Source organism: Paracoccus zhejiangensis, from assembly GCF_002847445.1.
In the GTDB taxonomy this organism is placed as follows: domain Bacteria; phylum Pseudomonadota; class Alphaproteobacteria; order Rhodobacterales; family Rhodobacteraceae; genus Paracoccus; species Paracoccus zhejiangensis.
Genome location: NZ_CP025430.1, coordinates 3,466,971 through 3,480,737 on the forward strand (window position 1 = coordinate 3,466,971; position 13,767 = coordinate 3,480,737).

General features: G+C 65.7%; 16 protein-coding genes. 9 read left to right on the top strand and 7 right to left on the bottom strand.

What is annotated here, in order from left to right:
* The 3 genes from dapE to rnr are packed head-to-tail and all read left to right on the top strand — an operon-like array spanning position 1 to position 3,854.
* On the top strand, positions 1–1,137 hold the full coding sequence (gene dapE, locus CX676_RS16795; RefSeq protein ID WP_101753573.1) for a succinyl-diaminopimelate desuccinylase: 1,137 nt from the start codon (positions 1–3) through the stop codon (positions 1,135–1,137).
* Positions 1,134–1,550 carry a GNAT family N-acetyltransferase gene (locus CX676_RS16800; RefSeq protein WP_101753574.1) on the top strand — a complete coding sequence of 139 codons (417 nt, stop codon included), beginning with the start codon at positions 1,134–1,136 and terminating at the stop codon, positions 1,548–1,550. Before dapE ends, CX676_RS16800 begins: the two co-directional genes overlap by 4 nt.
* Before the next feature lie 54 nt (positions 1,551–1,604).
* A complete protein-coding gene (rnr, locus tag CX676_RS16805) occupies positions 1,605–3,854 on the top strand; it encodes a ribonuclease R (RefSeq protein ID WP_101753575.1) in 2,250 nt (749 codons plus the stop codon).
* Positions 3,855–3,876: 22 nt separating this feature from the next.
* On the opposite strand, the gene CX676_RS16810 is transcribed toward rnr, so the two are convergent.
* Both CX676_RS16810 and CX676_RS16815 read right to left on the bottom strand, forming a co-directional pair.
* A complete protein-coding gene (locus CX676_RS16810) occupies positions 3,877–4,404 on the bottom strand; it encodes an SRPBCC family protein (protein ID WP_101753576.1) in 528 nt (175 codons plus the stop codon).
* Positions 4,404–4,757 carry an ArsR/SmtB family transcription factor gene (locus tag CX676_RS16815; protein ID WP_198590233.1) on the bottom strand — a complete coding sequence of 118 codons (354 nt, stop codon included), beginning with the start codon at positions 4,755–4,757 and terminating at the stop codon, positions 4,404–4,406. Before CX676_RS16815 ends, CX676_RS16810 begins: the two co-directional genes overlap by 1 nt.
* 375 nt (positions 4,758–5,132) lie before the next feature.
* On the opposite strand from CX676_RS16815, the gene CX676_RS16820 reads away from it, so the two are divergent.
* Both CX676_RS16820 and CX676_RS16825 read left to right on the top strand, forming a co-directional pair.
* Entirely contained in the window at positions 5,133–5,330 is a 198-nt protein-coding gene (locus CX676_RS16820; protein WP_101753578.1) for a hypothetical protein, read from the top strand.
* A gap of 61 nt (positions 5,331–5,391) precedes the next feature.
* Positions 5,392–6,633 (top strand): mandelate racemase/muconate lactonizing enzyme family protein, encoded by a 1,242-nt coding sequence (locus CX676_RS16825; protein ID WP_101753579.1) that lies wholly within the window; start codon positions 5,392–5,394, stop codon positions 6,631–6,633.
* A gap of 20 nt (positions 6,634–6,653) precedes the next feature.
* On the opposite strand, the gene CX676_RS16830 is transcribed toward CX676_RS16825, so the two are convergent.
* A complete protein-coding gene (locus CX676_RS16830; protein WP_101753580.1) occupies positions 6,654–7,835 on the bottom strand; it encodes an amino acid aminotransferase in 1,182 nt (393 codons plus the stop codon).
* 3 nt (positions 7,836–7,838) lie between these two features.
* Complete coding sequence (gene sseA / locus CX676_RS16835) at positions 7,839–8,693, bottom strand: 3-mercaptopyruvate sulfurtransferase (RefSeq protein ID WP_101753581.1); 855 nt, start codon at positions 8,691–8,693, stop codon at positions 7,839–7,841.
* 118 nt (positions 8,694–8,811) lie between these two features.
* On the opposite strand from sseA, the gene CX676_RS16840 reads away from it, so the two are divergent.
* The gene (locus CX676_RS16840; RefSeq protein ID WP_101753582.1) at positions 8,812–9,165 is read left to right on the top strand and encodes a DUF1304 domain-containing protein; all 354 of its coding nucleotides are present in this window, start codon (positions 8,812–8,814) and stop codon (positions 9,163–9,165) included.
* A 13-nt stretch (positions 9,166–9,178) separates the two neighbouring features.
* On the opposite strand, the gene smpB is transcribed toward CX676_RS16840, so the two are convergent.
* Positions 9,179–9,652, bottom strand: coding sequence for an SsrA-binding protein SmpB (gene smpB, locus CX676_RS16845; protein WP_101753583.1), 474 nt, complete (start codon positions 9,650–9,652; stop codon positions 9,179–9,181).
* 77 nt (positions 9,653–9,729) lie between these two features.
* On the bottom strand, positions 9,730–10,512 hold the full coding sequence (locus tag CX676_RS16850; protein ID WP_101753584.1) for an FAS1-like dehydratase domain-containing protein: 783 nt from the start codon (positions 10,510–10,512) through the stop codon (positions 9,730–9,732).
* Positions 10,513–10,558: 46 nt separating this feature from the next.
* On the opposite strand from CX676_RS16850, the gene CX676_RS16855 reads away from it, so the two are divergent.
* From CX676_RS16855 to CX676_RS16865, 3 genes are read left to right on the top strand one after another with little or no spacing between them, the layout of a single operon-like run.
* Complete coding sequence (locus tag CX676_RS16855; RefSeq protein ID WP_232816503.1) at positions 10,559–10,993, top strand: potassium channel family protein; 435 nt, start codon at positions 10,559–10,561, stop codon at positions 10,991–10,993.
* The gene (locus tag CX676_RS16860) at positions 10,990–11,355 is read left to right on the top strand and encodes a cupin domain-containing protein (RefSeq protein WP_101753586.1); all 366 of its coding nucleotides are present in this window, start codon (positions 10,990–10,992) and stop codon (positions 11,353–11,355) included. Before CX676_RS16855 ends, CX676_RS16860 begins: the two co-directional genes overlap by 4 nt.
* Positions 11,352–12,353: a P1 family peptidase gene (locus tag CX676_RS16865; protein WP_101753587.1), complete on the top strand. Its 1,002-nt coding sequence runs from the start codon at positions 11,352–11,354 to the stop codon at positions 12,351–12,353. Before CX676_RS16860 ends, CX676_RS16865 begins: the two co-directional genes overlap by 4 nt.
* 6 nt (positions 12,354–12,359) lie before the next feature.
* Here CX676_RS16865 and CX676_RS16870 read toward each other — a convergent pair whose 3' ends face one another.
* Positions 12,360–13,475 carry a Hint domain-containing protein gene (locus CX676_RS16870; RefSeq protein ID WP_232816504.1) on the bottom strand — a complete coding sequence of 372 codons (1,116 nt, stop codon included), beginning with the start codon at positions 13,473–13,475 and terminating at the stop codon, positions 12,360–12,362.
* Positions 13,476–13,767 lie beyond the last annotated feature (292 nt).

The following is a 13,767-nucleotide window of genomic DNA, read 5'->3' on the forward strand; positions in this document are numbered from 1 at the left end:
ATGACCGACGCCGCCCAACTGACCGCCCGCCTGATCCAATGCCCATCGGTGACACCCGAGGAGGGCGGCGCGCTGGTCCTGCTGCGCGATCTGCTGGCGGATGCCGGATTCGAGGTCACGCGCGTCGATCGCAATGGCACGCCGAACCTCTTTGCCCGCTGGGGCGCAAAGGGGGCAAAGACCTTCGGCTTCAACGGCCATACCGATGTGGTGCCGCCCGGTCCGCTGGGGTCATGGACCCATCCACCCTTCAGCGGCCATCTCGAGGACGGGGTGATCTGGGGCCGTGGCGCGACCGACATGAAATCCGGCGTCGCGGCCTTTGTCGCCGCCGCCGTGGATTTCGTCACGGAGACCCCGCCCGATGGTGCGGTGATCCTGACCGTCACCGGCGACGAGGAAGGCCCCGGTCGTGACGGCACGGTCGCGCTGCTGGACTGGATGACGGCCAATGGCGAGCGGATGGATGTCTGCGTCGTGGGCGAGCCCTCGAACCCCAACACCTTCGGCGAGATGATGAAGATCGGCCGCCGGGGCAGCATGAATGTCCATGTCACTGCCAAAGGCGTGCAGGGCCATGCTGCCTATCCGCACCGGGCCAAGAACCCGCTGCACGCGCTGACGCGCTATCTGAACGACCTCATCGCCGCACCGCTGGACGAGGGGACCGAGCATTTCGACCCGAGCGGCTTGCAGATCGTCACCATCGACACCGGCAACCCGGCCAGCAACGTCATCCCTGAAAAGGCCGAGGCGGTGGTGAACATTCGCTTCAACGATGCCCATAGTTCCGCCTCGCTGACCAAGGACCTGACCGAACGTGCCGCGAAGATCAGTGCCGAAACAGCGGTCGAGATCACGCTTGATGTCCATGTTTCGGGCGAAAGCTTCCTGACGCAGCCCGGCCCCTTCGTCGATCTGGTCCGCGGCGTGGTGCGTGAGGAGACCGGCATCGACCCGGTGCTGTCCACCTCGGGCGGCACCTCGGATGCGCGCTTCGTCAAGGATCACTGCCCGGTGGTCGAGTTCGGGCTGGTCGGCCTCTACATGCATCAGGTGGACGAGCGCGTGCCGGCGCAGCAGGTGAATGACCTGAAGCGCGTCTACCAGAAGATGCTTGAGCGGTATTTCGCATGAAGATCGAGGTCACCGACGATCTGGAGGCCTGCCTTGCCGTGCGCATGGCGGTATTCGTCGCCGAGCAGGGCTATTCCGAGGCCGAGGAACTGGACGGACAGGACGATCATGCGATCCAGATCCTCGCGCGCGACGGCGACCGCCCGGTCGGCACGGCACGGGTCTTTGCAGAAGGAGCGACCGGCAAGATCGGCCGGGTCTGCGTCCTGCCCGAGATGCGCGGCACCGGCCTTGGTGCCGATCTGGTCCGCGCCGCGCTGGAGGTGCTGCGCGCGCAGCCCGGCATCCGCCGCGTGAAATTGAGTGCGCAGGTCCGGGCGATGGGTTTCTATGAAAAACTGGGCTTCGTGGGGCAGGGGGCCGATTACGACGATGGCGGCGTGCCGCATCGGGACATGGTTCTGGACTTGTAAGCCGCCCTGCATTTTGCCGCTGTGCGCCGCATGGCGCCGTGCTAACAGTCGGACATGGCACAGATCCCCTCGAAACAGCAGATCCTCGACTGGGTGGCCGACCACCCGGACGCAAATTCCAAGCGCGACATCGCCAAGGCCTTCAACATCAAGGGCGCCGAGCGCATCGAGCTGAAGCGCCTGCTGAAGGAGCTGGAGGCCGAGGGCCATCTGGAACGCCGCCGCCGGCACTACCAGGACACGCATCAGTTGCCCCCGGTCACGGTCGTGCGGCTGGAATCCCCCGACGGCAATGGTGATCTCTGGGCGCGGCCGCTGGAATGGCAGGGCGAGGGGCCGGAACCGCGCATCCTCTACAAGCCGCGCGAGGCTGACAGCGCGCTGGGGCCGGGCGACCGCATCCTTGCCCGGCTGATCGAGGTGCAGGGCGAGGATTACCAGTATGACGCAAGGCTGATCCGCAAGATCACCCTCGCGCCGCAGAAGATCGTCGGCATCTTCCGCAAGGAAGCAGAGGGCGGCCGGATCGTCCCGATCGACAAGGGCCAGGACCGCGAATGGCGGGTGCGCCCTGACGCCACCCATGGCGCGCAGCCGGGGGAACTGGTCGAGGCCGAGCAGGTCGGCCCGAAGAACCGCCTTGGCCTGCCCTATGCGCGGGTGACCGAGCGTCTGGGCGATCCCTCCGCCCCGCGCGCCGTCAGTCTGATCGCGATCCACCAGCACGGCATTCCCGACGATTTCCCCGAACAGGTGCTGGCCGAGGCCGATGCCGCCAAGCCCGCCACGATGAAGGGCCGCGAGGATCTGCGCCCGCTGCCCTTGGTCACCATCGACCCCGCCGATGCCCGCGACCATGATGACGCGGTCGCGGCGATGATCGAGGAAGACGGCGGCGCGACCATCTGGGTCGCCATCGCCGATGTCGCCCATTACGTCCGCCCCGGCTCGGCGCTGGACCGCGAGGCGTGGAAACGTGGCAATTCGACCTATTTCCCCGACCGGGTGGTGCCGATGCTGCCAGATGCGCTGTCGGGCGATCTCTGCTCGCTGCACGAGGGCGTCGACCGGGCGGTGATCGCGGTTCGGATGCGGCTCGATGCGCAGGGCAACAAGGTCTCGCACAGCTTCCATCGCGGGCTGATGAACAGCCGCGCCTCGCTGGCCTATGAACAAGCGCAGGCGGCTGCGGACGGCAATCCCGATGATCAGACCGCGCCCCTGGTGGATGAGGTCATCAAGCCCCTCTGGCACGCCTATGACCTGCTGAAGCAGGCCCGCGCGCGGCGTCAGCCGCTGGATCTGGACCTGCCCGAACGCCGGATCGAGTTGACCCCGGACGGGCGGGTGAAATCGGTGAACTTCCGCGACCGCTTCGACGCCCACCGGCTGATCGAGGAGTTCATGGTGCTGGCCAATGTCGCCGCCGCCGAGGAACTGACCCGCCGCCAGCGTCCGCTGCTGTTCCGCGTTCACGAGGAACCGACGCTGGAAAAGATCGACGCCCTGCGCGAGGTGGCGCAGGCATCGGGCTTTACGCTGGCCAAGGGGCAGGTGCTGCACACGCATCATCTGAACCGGCTTCTGGCGCAGTCCGAGGGCACGGATTTCGACGAGTTGATCAACATCACCACCCTGCGCTCGATGACCCAGGCCTATTACCATCCCGAGAATTTCGGCCATTTCGGTCTGGCGCTGAAAAGCTATGCCCATTTCACCAGCCCGATCCGCCGCTATTCCGATCTGGTCGTCCACCGGGCGCTGATCACCGCGCATGGCTGGGGCAAGGACGGGCTCAGCGATGCCGAGATCGAGCGTCTGCCCGAGACCGCCACCCATATCAGCGAGACCGAGCGGCGGTCGATGGCGGCCGAGCGGGATACGACCGACCGCTATCTCGCCGCCTTCCTGGCCGAGCGTGTCGGGTCCGAGATGACCGGCCGTATCAACGGCATCCAGCGCTTCGGTGCCTTCATCCGGCTGGATGAGACCGGGGCCGACGGGCTGCTGCCGATCCGCGAGATCGGCAATGAATATTTCCACTATGATCCCGATGCGCAGATGCTGATCGGCTCGGAAACCGGGATCGAGATCGGCATCGGCCAGCGCGTCACCGTGCGGCTGACCGAGGCGGTGCCGACCACCGGCGGGCTGACGCTGGAACTGGTGGAACTGGAAGGCCGCAGCCTGTCGCAGGGCCCCCGCAAGGGCGGCAAGCGTGGCCGGCCCTTGCGGAGGAAGCCCACGCAGGCACGGCTGTCCGAGGTGAAGCGCGCAGCCAAGCGCAAGCGCAAGCGCCCCTGAACCGGGGCGCCTGCCGCCGATGTCAGGCGTTCAGACGCCGGGCATAGTCGTCGCGCAGCTTGACCCAGCCCGACCAGAACGAGGCCGGAGGCTCGCCATTGGCCTCGGAGACAAGAATATCCAGATGCATGTGCCAGCCGGAGGCGGTCATGAGCCGGTCGCGCGGATCGTCCAGCCCGCGATGCGTCAGGGTCAGCAGTACCCGTTCGCCCTCTTCGCGCAGTTCGAAGGTCACATCGCCCGCGCCCCAGCCGATGGTCAGAAGCCGCGGCGGATCGATGGCGATGACCCGGCTCTCCATCCGCTGTTCCTCGGCAAAGCCCTCGGGCCGCCGGTCGCCACTGTGGCTCAGCTCGTCATTGCGCCAGACCAGTTCCAGCGCGGAACCGGCCACCGGCTCCATCTCGCCCGCCGCCAGCCATTTGCGGCGCAACTCGCTGTCGGTCAGATAGCGCCAGATCCGCTCGGCCGGGCCGGGCAGCCAGCGGCTGATTACAAGGGTCGAGCCGGTCAGCATCACGGCATGATCGTCGATTTGATCGGTCTGCATCACTCTGTCTCCGTCTTGGGGGTTCTAATGTTTGCGGGCGCTTGGACCGCATCTTCGTCGGTCAGCAGCTTCTCCAGCCCGTCCAGCCGCTCGGTCCAGAAGCGCTGATAGTAGGCCAACTCGTCCATCGCCCGCTTCAGCGGCGCGGCTTCGAGATGGCACAGATGCGTGCGCCACTGGATCTCGCGGCGGATCAACCCGGCCTGTTCCAGCACCTTGATATGTTTCGAGGCTGCGGCCAGCGTCATCGGATGGGGCGCTGCCAGCTCGCTGACCGTGCGCGGGGCATGGGCCAGATCGCGCAGCATGGTGCGGCGGGTATCGTCGCTGAGGGCGTGGAAGATTTCGTTCATTGGCGTAATTCTCGTTCTACCATTTGGTATAATTAACATTGCGCCTCGCATTAATCAACCGATTCGTTGACTGATCGTGCTCGACAGCGCGGCAGCTCTGGTCAAGAATCGGGCAAAATGGCAGATCGCTGCCAATCTGCGCGCCGCACGCCCTTTCCCACAGATTTGTCATCCAGTTGTCGTGGATGTTCTGCTACCTTTGGTTGAGACGACCGCGCTGATTCTTGGGAGGGGATGACCGGTCGATCGTTACCGCGAGGCTTTTTCAATTCTTTAAGTCCTTCCAGCCGGGTGCTGTCGTATCTCGCAGGTCCCCCCGACCGCTGTTCCGTTGCTGCCGGAACTTCGGAATGTCTTTTTTTGAACGAGGCTGCCATGACCAAACATCTCAGAGACGATATGACCGAGCGCGGCTGGCGCTTGAGCGGAATCGCCGGTTTGCAGGACCTCCGCGAGGGTTCGAAAGCGGTGCAGACGCCGCAGGCCGATCCTGCCCCCGCCGCGCGATTGAGCAGGTCTGCCCCCGCAGACCAGCACGCCGAATTCGATCTGATGGACAACGTCCCGGTCTGACCCGCATTTCCGCGCCGTTCACCCCCTCGACAAGCGCATCGCGCTGTCACACTCTGCCGCCATGCGCCTTGAATCCTGCGAGATCTTCATCGTCGGTACGCCGCCCCCGGGCTGGGGCGGCCGCTATTTCACCCTTGTCCGGCTGACCACCGAAAGCGGGCTGCAGGGCTGGGGCGAGGTCTATGCCGCCTCGGTCGGCCCGGTGGCGATGCGCGCGGTGATCGAGGATGTCTTTGCCCGCCACATGCAGGGCGAAAATCCCGAGAACGTGGAACTGATGTTCCGCCGCGCCTATTCCTCGGGCTTCACCCAACGGCCCGACCTGACGGTGATGGGCGCGTTCTCCGGACTGGAAATTGCCTGCTGGGACATTCTGGGCAAGGCGCGCGACCGTCCGGTCCATGCGCTTCTGGGCGGCAAGGTAAACGAGCGGCTGCGGAGTTACTCCTATATCTATCCCGGCCCGCGCGACCAGACCCCGGCCTTCTGGGCCGATGCCGAGGCCCATGCCCGCCGGGCGCTGGCGATGGTCGATCAGGGCTTCACCGCACTGAAATTCGATCCCGCCGGTCCCTATACGATCCGCGGCGGGCACCAGCCGGCCCTGGCCGATATTGATCGTTCCGTCGCCTTCTGCGCCGCCATCCGCGAGGCCGTGGGCGACCGGGCCGATATCCTTTTCGGCACGCATGGGCAGTTCACCCCCTCGGGCGCGATCCGTCTGGCCAAGGCCTTGGAGCCGCTGCGGCCCCTGTGGTTCGAGGAACCGGTGCCACCCGATGACGTGCCGGCCATGGCGCAAGTCGCGCGGGCGACCTCGATCCCCGTCGCTACGGGCGAACGGCTGACGACACGTTGGGAATTCGCGCCGATCCTGCGGGCGGGGGCTGCGGGCATCCTGCAACCGGCGCTGGGGCGTTCGGGTGGCATCTGGGAAACCCGCAAGATCGCAGCCGCTGCCGAGATCTATGGCGTCCAGATCGCGCCGCATCTTTACTGCGGCCCGGTCGAATGGGCGGCCAGCGTGCAACTGGGCGCGGCGATCCCGAATCTGCTGATGATCGAGACCATCGAGACCGGCGGTGACTTCCACCGCAGGTTGATCGGTGATGCCCTGCCATGGAGGGATGGCTTCATCGAGGTGCCGGACACGCCGGGCCTCGGGATCGAGATCGATATGGATGTGGTGATGGCCCATGCCTACCAGGGTGACGGGCTGCATCTGCAGATGCAGGAAGCCCCGCCCGATCCGCGTGGTGCCGCGCCTTTCGGCGGCGGTGCACCGAGGGACGGCGAGGAGTAACCCCGCCGCCCGCGTTTCGCTTAGATCCCGGCGTCGATGATCGCGCGCGCCAGAACCGGCACGGTGTCGCTGTTCAGCCCGGCAATGTTCAACCGCGAATCGCCGACCATGTAGATCGCCGCATCGGATTTCAGCTTCGCCACCTGTTCGGGCGTCGCCCCAAGCCGCGAGAACATGCCGCGATGGTGCTGGATGAAGTCGAACCGGTCGCTTCCCGACAGGTCGCGCAGTTCGGATGCCAGTTGCGTGCGCAGGCCCAGCATGGTGTTCCGCACCTCTTCCAGCTCGGCCTTCCACTCGGCGGTCAGGCCCGCATCGGTCAGGATGGTCGAGACGATCCGCGCGCCGTGATCGGGCGGGAACGAGAAGTTCTGCCGGTTCAGGAAGGCCATCGCGCCCTGCGACAGATCACGCGCCGCCGTGCTGTCGCCAAGCGCCATCAGGATGCCGGTGCGTTCGCGGTAGATGCCGAAATTCTTGCTGCAGGAGGCCGCGATCAGCACTTCCGGCAGACGCCCCGCCAAGAGCCGCGTCGCCGCCGCATCTTCCTCGAGCCCGTCACCAAAACCCTGATAGGCCAGATCGATCAGCGGGATCGCGCCGGACTTTTCAAGGATCGCCGCGACCTCTTCCCACTGGGCCAGCGTCAGGTTGGCGCCGGTCGGGTTGTGGCAGCAGCCATGCAGCAGCACCAGATCGCCCTTTTTCGCCTTGGCGATATCGGCCTTCATGCCCTCGAAATCGACGCCCCGCGTCGCGCCGTCGAAGTAACGATACTCGACATAGGGCACGCCCATGAACTTCATGATCGACAGATGGTTCGGCCAGGTCGGGTCCGAGACGTAAACGGTGACATCCGGGTTCGCCATCCGCGCCAGTTCCAGCGCCTGCCGGATCGCGCCCGTGCCGCCGACCGAGGCGACGCTGGCCAGCCGGTCCGCCGGAACCGAGCCCAGCACCATGCCCGCCAGCGCATTGCGGTAATCCGCCTCGCCTGCCAGCCCGGTATAGGCCTTGCTGATCTGGCTGTCCCAGATGCGCTTCTCGGCCTCTTTCACCGCGCGCATGACCGGGGTCACGCCTTCGGGGTTCTTGTAGACCCCGACGCCCAGGTCGATCTTGCCCTGACGGGTATCGGCCTTGAACTCCTCGATCAGCATCAGGATCTTGTCGGGGGCTTGGGGTTTCAGGTTGGACAGCATCGCTCAGGCGTCTCCGGTTGCGATTTTCAGGTCTGGGAAGCTGCCCCATTCGGTCCAGCTTCCGTCGTAAAGCGAGTGGTTGCGGTGGCCGATCCGCTCCAGCGCGAGGCTCAGCGTGGCGGCGGTCAGGCCCGATCCGCAGGTGGTGATGGCAGGCCGCGACAGATCGATACCGGCGGCCTCGAAGGCGGCGCGCATGGCCTCGGGCTCTTTCATCGTGCCGTCAGTATTGTAAAGCTGGCCGAAGGGCAGGTTCTTCGAGCCGGGAATATGGCCCGAGCGCAGGCCGGGGCGCGGTTCCGCCGCCTCGCCGCGAAAGCGTTGGGCGCTGCGGGCGTCGATGATCTCGTGATCGCCGAGTTTCGAGGCCGCCGCCACCTGCGTCACGTCGCGCACCAGGCCCGCCTGCCGCTGCACGGTGATGTGGCGGTCGCGCAGGATCGGCGGCATGTCCTCGATCTCGCGGCCCTCGGCCTGCCATTTCGCCAGACCGCCATCCAGCACCGCCACATCGGTCTTGCCCATCAGCCGGAAGGTCCACCAGACCCGGGCGGCACTGTGCAGGTCGGAATTGTCGTAGACCACCACCTGATGGCCGTCGCCGATGCCCATGGCGCGCATCCGGCTGACGAACAGCTCGACCGGCGGGGCCATATGCGGCAGGGTGCTGCGCTTGTCGGAAATCGCGTCGATGTCGAAGAAGCGCGCATTGGGGATATGCGCGGCGTTGTATTCGGCCTTGGCGTCGCGGCCGGTCGCGGCCATATGCGAGCTGGCGTCGATGATGCGCAGATCGGGGTCGTTCAGGTGATCCGCCAGCCAGCCGGTGGACACGAGCGTCTTCGGGTCGTCCTGCATTCTTCCCTCCTTCATGGCGCACCCATCCGCTTTAACCGCCGCAGGGTAACGCTGCAATGCCAGCTTGCGCAGCGAGTTGCGCCGGATAGACTTTCCGCCGGTCAGGAAAGGAAGCTCCATGCACCAGATCGGTCTGTTCCTCGCGCTGATGATCGCGCTGCTGCACCTCTGGATTCTGGTGATGGAGATGTTCCGATGGGAGCATCCCCGTACCCGCAAGGTCTTCGGCACCACGCCCGAGGTTGCGGCGCTGACCAAGAAGATGGCTGCCAATCAGGGGCTTTATAACGGCTTTCTGGCGGCGGGGATCCTGTGGGGCTATCTGCGGCCGGATGACGGGATCATCCTGTTCTTCCTCGGCTGCATCGCCGTCGCCGGGATCTATGGCGGCATCACCGTGAAACCGCGCATCGCCATGGTGCAGACGCTGCCGGCGGTGATCGTGATGGCGATGATCTGGCTAGGCCAGTAGGCCAGCCGGGGCCTCAGCCCTGCTTCAGCAACCGCTGCTTCTGGCGGCCCCAGTCACGCTTGGCGCTGGTTTCGCGCTTGTCGGCGACCTTCTTGCCCTTGGCGACACCGATCTTCAGCTTCACCTTGCCCCGGTCGTTGAAATACATGACCAGCGGCACCAGCGTCATGCCCTCGCGCCCGATCGCCTGCCAGAGGCGCGACAGTTCCCGCTTGCTGACCAGCAGTTTGCGGCGGCGGCGTTCGTCATGGCCGAAGACCCCGGCATTGGTCAGCGCCGAGATATAGCCGTTGATCAGCCACAGTTCGCCACCTTCGACATTGGCATAGCTTTCGGCGATGTTCGTCTGCCCGGTGCGCAGCGATTTCACCTCGGACCCGGTCAGCACGATGCCCACCTCGAGATCGCTCTCGATGAAATAGTCAAAGCGCGCCCGCCGGTTCTCGGCGACCACCTTGTAGTTCTTGTTCTCGGGTTCCTTGGCCATGCCGGTCAGATATGCGTCGCAGCGGCGTCTGTAAAGGCTGGCCCTTGGCCGGGCAGGGTGCAAGGGGCGACGCTGTGTCAGGCGAGCGTGCGGCAGGCCTCCATGCAGAGCCGCCCGTCCGGCCCCGCCACCCACATCTCATTGCCCTCGCGGCAGAACCGCGCGGTTTCAAAATCCATCAGCGCCGAGGTGCCGCGAAAGCTGAACGCCGCCAGCCCCGGCCCGGCCATCAGCATCAGGTTCTGCGCTAGCAGCGGACCATGCACCACCAGCCCGGCATAGCCTTCGACCCCGGTGGCATAGTCGCGGTCGTAATGGATGCGGTGACCGTTCAGCGTCAGCGCGGAATAGCGAAACAGTTCGACCGTGGAAAAGCGCCGCTCGACCGTCTCGTCAGCCTCGACCGGCGCGGGCTTCAGCGCGGCGGGCGCGCTGTCCACCGCCTCGGGGCGATAGACCAGGTCCTGTTCCTCGGTGACGCAGAGCCTGCCGTTCTGGATGATCTCGTTCTGCAACGTCACAAACGCCAGCGGCCCGCTTCGCCCCTGCTTCTCGTTGGTCTTCAACAGTGTCGACCGCTTCTCGGTCGGCACACCCGCATGCAGATCGGCATGGAAGCGCAGCCGTCCGCCAGCCCACATGCGGCGGGGCAGGCCGAAATCCGGGATCAGGCCGTCCCCACCCACCTTCGGATGACCGTCCCGCCCCAGCCGCGCCTGTGGCTGCGGCTGCCAGAAATAGACGTGATGGGCAAAGGGCGGCAGCGCCTGTCCATTCTGCCAGTCGATGCCCAGGGTGGCGGCCAGCGCCACCATGCGCGCCGGGTCCATCGGATCGGTCAGGGTGATTGATTTCGTCATGCCGGGCAGGCTAGGCCAGAGCTGGGGCCGGGAAAAGGGGGCAAGGGTGCTGATCCAGATTGCCTTGGGGGCAGTGCTTTTGATGCTCAGCACGGTCATCGCGGGCGCCACGGCGCTGGCCATGCTGGGCTTTTTCCGTCGTCGGTCCGACTGGCTGGCGCGTGAGCCGCATGATCCGAAGCTGGTGGCGGCGCTGATGCTGGCCTCGCTCTGGGTGCTTCTGATCGTGACGCTCGGCGTCTGGGGCTGGGCGCTGACCTTCCATCTGCTCGGCATCTTTGCCAGTCTTGAGGAGGCGCTGTATTTCTCGCTGGTGGTCTTTACCACGCTGGGGTTCGGCGATGTGCTTCTGCCGCAGCAGTGGCGGCTTCTGGGCGGCCTCATGGCGGTGAACGGGCTATTGAACATGGGCATGCTGACCGCCGTGATGATCGAGACGCTGCGCAGCATCCGCGCGCGGCAGAAGGGAGACTGGGAATGACCGAACGCCATGAGGTGGTGAACCTTGCCGCGAAGCTGGCCGGCTTCGAGGACCACTGGAGCCCCAAGATCGTCGCCGCCTTCAACGGCCATGACGTGATGGTGGTGAAGGTCGAGGGCGAGTTCACCTGGCACGAGCACGCCGAGACCGACGACTTCTTCCTTGTCCTGAAGGGCCGGCTGGTGATCGACCTGCCCGAGGGTGCTGCGGTCACGTTGGAACCGGGCGAGGTCTTTGTCGTGCCGCGCGGGGTGCAGCACCGGCCCCGCGCCGAGGAGGAAACCCATCTCTTGCTGATCGAGCCCGCCGGCACGCCCAATACCGGCGACCCCGCCACCGCGGCCCCCAAGGATCGCATATGAGGCCCGGCCCGCGAAATCTCATCACCGATGTCGCCGGGTTCAGGGTCGGCAATGCCGCTGATGCCGGCTTGCGCTCGGGTGTGACGGTGCTGACCGCCGCTGCGCCCTTTGCCGCCGCCGTCCATGTCATGGGCGGCGCGCCCGGCACGCGCGAGACCGATCTGCTGGCCCCCGACAAGATGGTTCAGGCCGTGGATGCGCTGGTGCTGTCGGGCGGCAGCGCCTTCGGCCTTGGCGCCTGCGACGGGGTGATGGCCGGATTGCGCGCAGCGGGGCGAGGGTTCGAGATCGGCCCGGTTCGCGTGCCCATTGTGCCGGGCGCCATCGTCTTTGACCTGCTGAATGGCGGCGACAAGGATTGGCGCAGCAATCCCTATCCGGCGCTGGGCGAGGCGGCGTTCGGCGCGGCTTCGGACAGCTTTTCCATCGGCAGCCACGGCGCCGGAACCGGGGCGATGACGGCGCTGCTGAAGGGCGGGCTCGGCTCGGCCTCGGCAGTGCTCGACACGGGCCATACGGTCGGCGCGCTGGTGGTGGTCAATGCGCTCGGCTCGGCCACCGTGGGTGAGGGGCGGCAATTCTGGGCCGCGCCCTGGGAGTTGGCGGATGAGTTCGGCGGGCTGGGATTGCCCCCGGATTTCCCGGCCGCGCAGGAACCCGCGCCGGGCAAGAGGCTGGGCGAGGCCACCACCATCGCCATCCTCGCCACCGATGCCGCGCTGGACAAGCCCGCGCTGCAGCGCATGGCGACGGCGGCGCATGACGGCATGGCACGCGCGCTGGTGCCCAGCCACACGCCCTTTGACGGCGATCTTATCTTTGCCGCCTCGACCGGGGCAAAACCGCTGACCGATCCGGCGGCCGATCCGTTCCGTCTCGGCCATGCCGCGGCTTCGGTTCTGGCCCGGGCCATCGCGCGGGGGGTTTTCGCGGCCGAACCGGCGGCGGGAGATCTGCAACCCTGCTGGTCGGGGCGACATGGCAGGCCGACCATTTGACCGGCCTTAACCCTCGATCAGGCTGACCTTGTTCCGGGCGGCGCGATCGGCAAGCCGGCGCGCCCGGCGCCCCTCTGCGAAACGGCCTGCGCGCGCGGGCAAAGCGTCGTGATCCAGTGTCGCAAGCTCGGGAAACAGCGCCAGAAGCTCGGCCCGGCTCTCGGGCGACATCGTGCGCAGGGCCTGCGGGCCGGTATAGAGTGTCTCGGCCTCGGCGCCTTCGGCAAAGACGATCTCGTGCTGGTCCAGCAGGAAATGGAGATAGGTGATCCCGCTACCCTCGGGCAGGATCTCGATCCCGTCCACCGCCAGCAGATGCTTGGCCGCGACCAGAACCTCCTCGGTGTCGAACATGCGCGCGACGATGGCGTTGCGAACCGTCATCCGGTGCTGGGGAGAGACGCAGAGATCACGTCGCGGCAGGCCTGCGCCCAAGGCACCGGCCCGGATACGGATCGCGCGCAGATGCGGCATTGCCGCCAGCATCCCGGCATCCAGCGTCTGCGATTCGATCCAGCGGACCGGCTTGAAGCCATTGTCACGGGTCTGCACCAGATCACCAACCTCCAGATCCTCGACCGCGACTGAACCCGTCTCGGTCTCGATCAGCGTCGTTGCGGCGAAACAGCGAGGCTCGGTCAGCAATCCGTAGTCGACATTCCCAAACCCGTTCAGGTAGATTCGACCGTCGCTGGCGGGCGTTCCACGCACGGTATAGCTTACCGACGGATCAATGACGACATCTCCGGCAATCGCCCAGTACTGGGCGTTACTGGAGGCGATGCTTCCCTGATAGTTCCAGGGTCCCATGCGGACCTGGTAGAGACGACCGACATTGCCAAGCGAATCCACGATCTCGTAATAGCCGCGCGAATGGACATAGTCGCCAGCGGCATTGCTGCCGAAAGCCGAGGCCAGAACCTGCTGGGAAAGGTCCAGGGTCTGAGGCGCGCCGGCATTGTTGTCCTCGAGCAGCCCATCGTCATCTCGGACGATGGCACTCGCACCGATACCGTTCAGCGTGAAGGTTGTTCCTACTGGTACGCTGTTGCTAGGGCTGGAGGTCGTGGACCAGTTAACGCCAGCATCGGTGTAGACATATTCAAGCGTATAATCGGGCATTGAAATTCACGTCCTGTCCGGGGCTATAGCAAGTCGATCCGCAAGAATTGCGTCAGAATGATGTGTTTTCGTGGAAACCGAACCGTACATGTCAGGCGATGATGTGCCAACATGCCTCCGGGGTATTTATTTGACCCGGTGTCCAAAAGGACGCAGCGGTCAAGATCGTCTCACTGCTGGCAGAAGCGGGCGCTGAAGATCCGTTGTCGTGCCGGACGGGCTGACAGGGCAAGCCGCGCGATGGCCTCGTTCTACGAGAAAGGGCGGGACCATACGGCCCCGCCCCCGAGAG

Excerpts from the sequence above, each read along its gene's own strand:
- CX676_RS16865 (WP_101753587.1), top strand. The coding sequence starts at position 11,352 with ATGAGGCCCGGCCCGCGAAATCTCATCACCGATGTCGCCGGGTTCAGG.
- CX676_RS16825 (WP_101753579.1), top strand. The coding sequence starts at position 5,392 with ATGCGCCTTGAATCCTGCGAGATCTTCATCGTCGGTACGCCGCCCCCG.
- CX676_RS16810 (WP_101753576.1), bottom strand. The coding sequence starts at position 4,404 with ATGCAGACCGATCAAATCGACGATCATGCCGTGATGCTGACCGGCTCG.
- rnr (WP_101753575.1), top strand. The coding sequence starts at position 1,605 with ATGGCACAGATCCCCTCGAAACAGCAGATCCTCGACTGGGTGGCCGAC.
- CX676_RS16840 (WP_101753582.1), top strand. The coding sequence starts at position 8,812 with ATGCACCAGATCGGTCTGTTCCTCGCGCTGATGATCGCGCTGCTGCAC.
- CX676_RS16860 (WP_101753586.1), top strand. The coding sequence starts at position 10,990 with ATGACCGAACGCCATGAGGTGGTGAACCTTGCCGCGAAGCTGGCCGGC.
- CX676_RS16800 (WP_101753574.1), top strand. The coding sequence starts at position 1,134 with ATGAAGATCGAGGTCACCGACGATCTGGAGGCCTGCCTTGCCGTGCGC.
- sseA (WP_101753581.1), bottom strand. The coding sequence starts at position 8,693 with ATGCAGGACGACCCGAAGACGCTCGTGTCCACCGGCTGGCTGGCGGAT.
- CX676_RS16815 (WP_198590233.1), bottom strand. The coding sequence starts at position 4,757 with ATGAACGAAATCTTCCACGCCCTCAGCGACGATACCCGCCGCACCATG.
- smpB (WP_101753583.1), bottom strand. The coding sequence starts at position 9,652 with ATGGCCAAGGAACCCGAGAACAAGAACTACAAGGTGGTCGCCGAGAAC.
- CX676_RS16820 (WP_101753578.1), top strand. The coding sequence starts at position 5,133 with ATGACCAAACATCTCAGAGACGATATGACCGAGCGCGGCTGGCGCTTG.
- dapE (WP_101753573.1), top strand. The coding sequence starts at position 1 with ATGACCGACGCCGCCCAACTGACCGCCCGCCTGATCCAATGCCCATCG.
- CX676_RS16850 (WP_101753584.1), bottom strand. The coding sequence starts at position 10,512 with ATGACGAAATCAATCACCCTGACCGATCCGATGGACCCGGCGCGCATG.
- CX676_RS16830 (WP_101753580.1), bottom strand. The coding sequence starts at position 7,835 with ATGCTGTCCAACCTGAAACCCCAAGCCCCCGACAAGATCCTGATGCTG.
- CX676_RS16870 (WP_232816504.1), bottom strand. The coding sequence starts at position 13,475 with ATGCCCGATTATACGCTTGAATATGTCTACACCGATGCTGGCGTTAAC.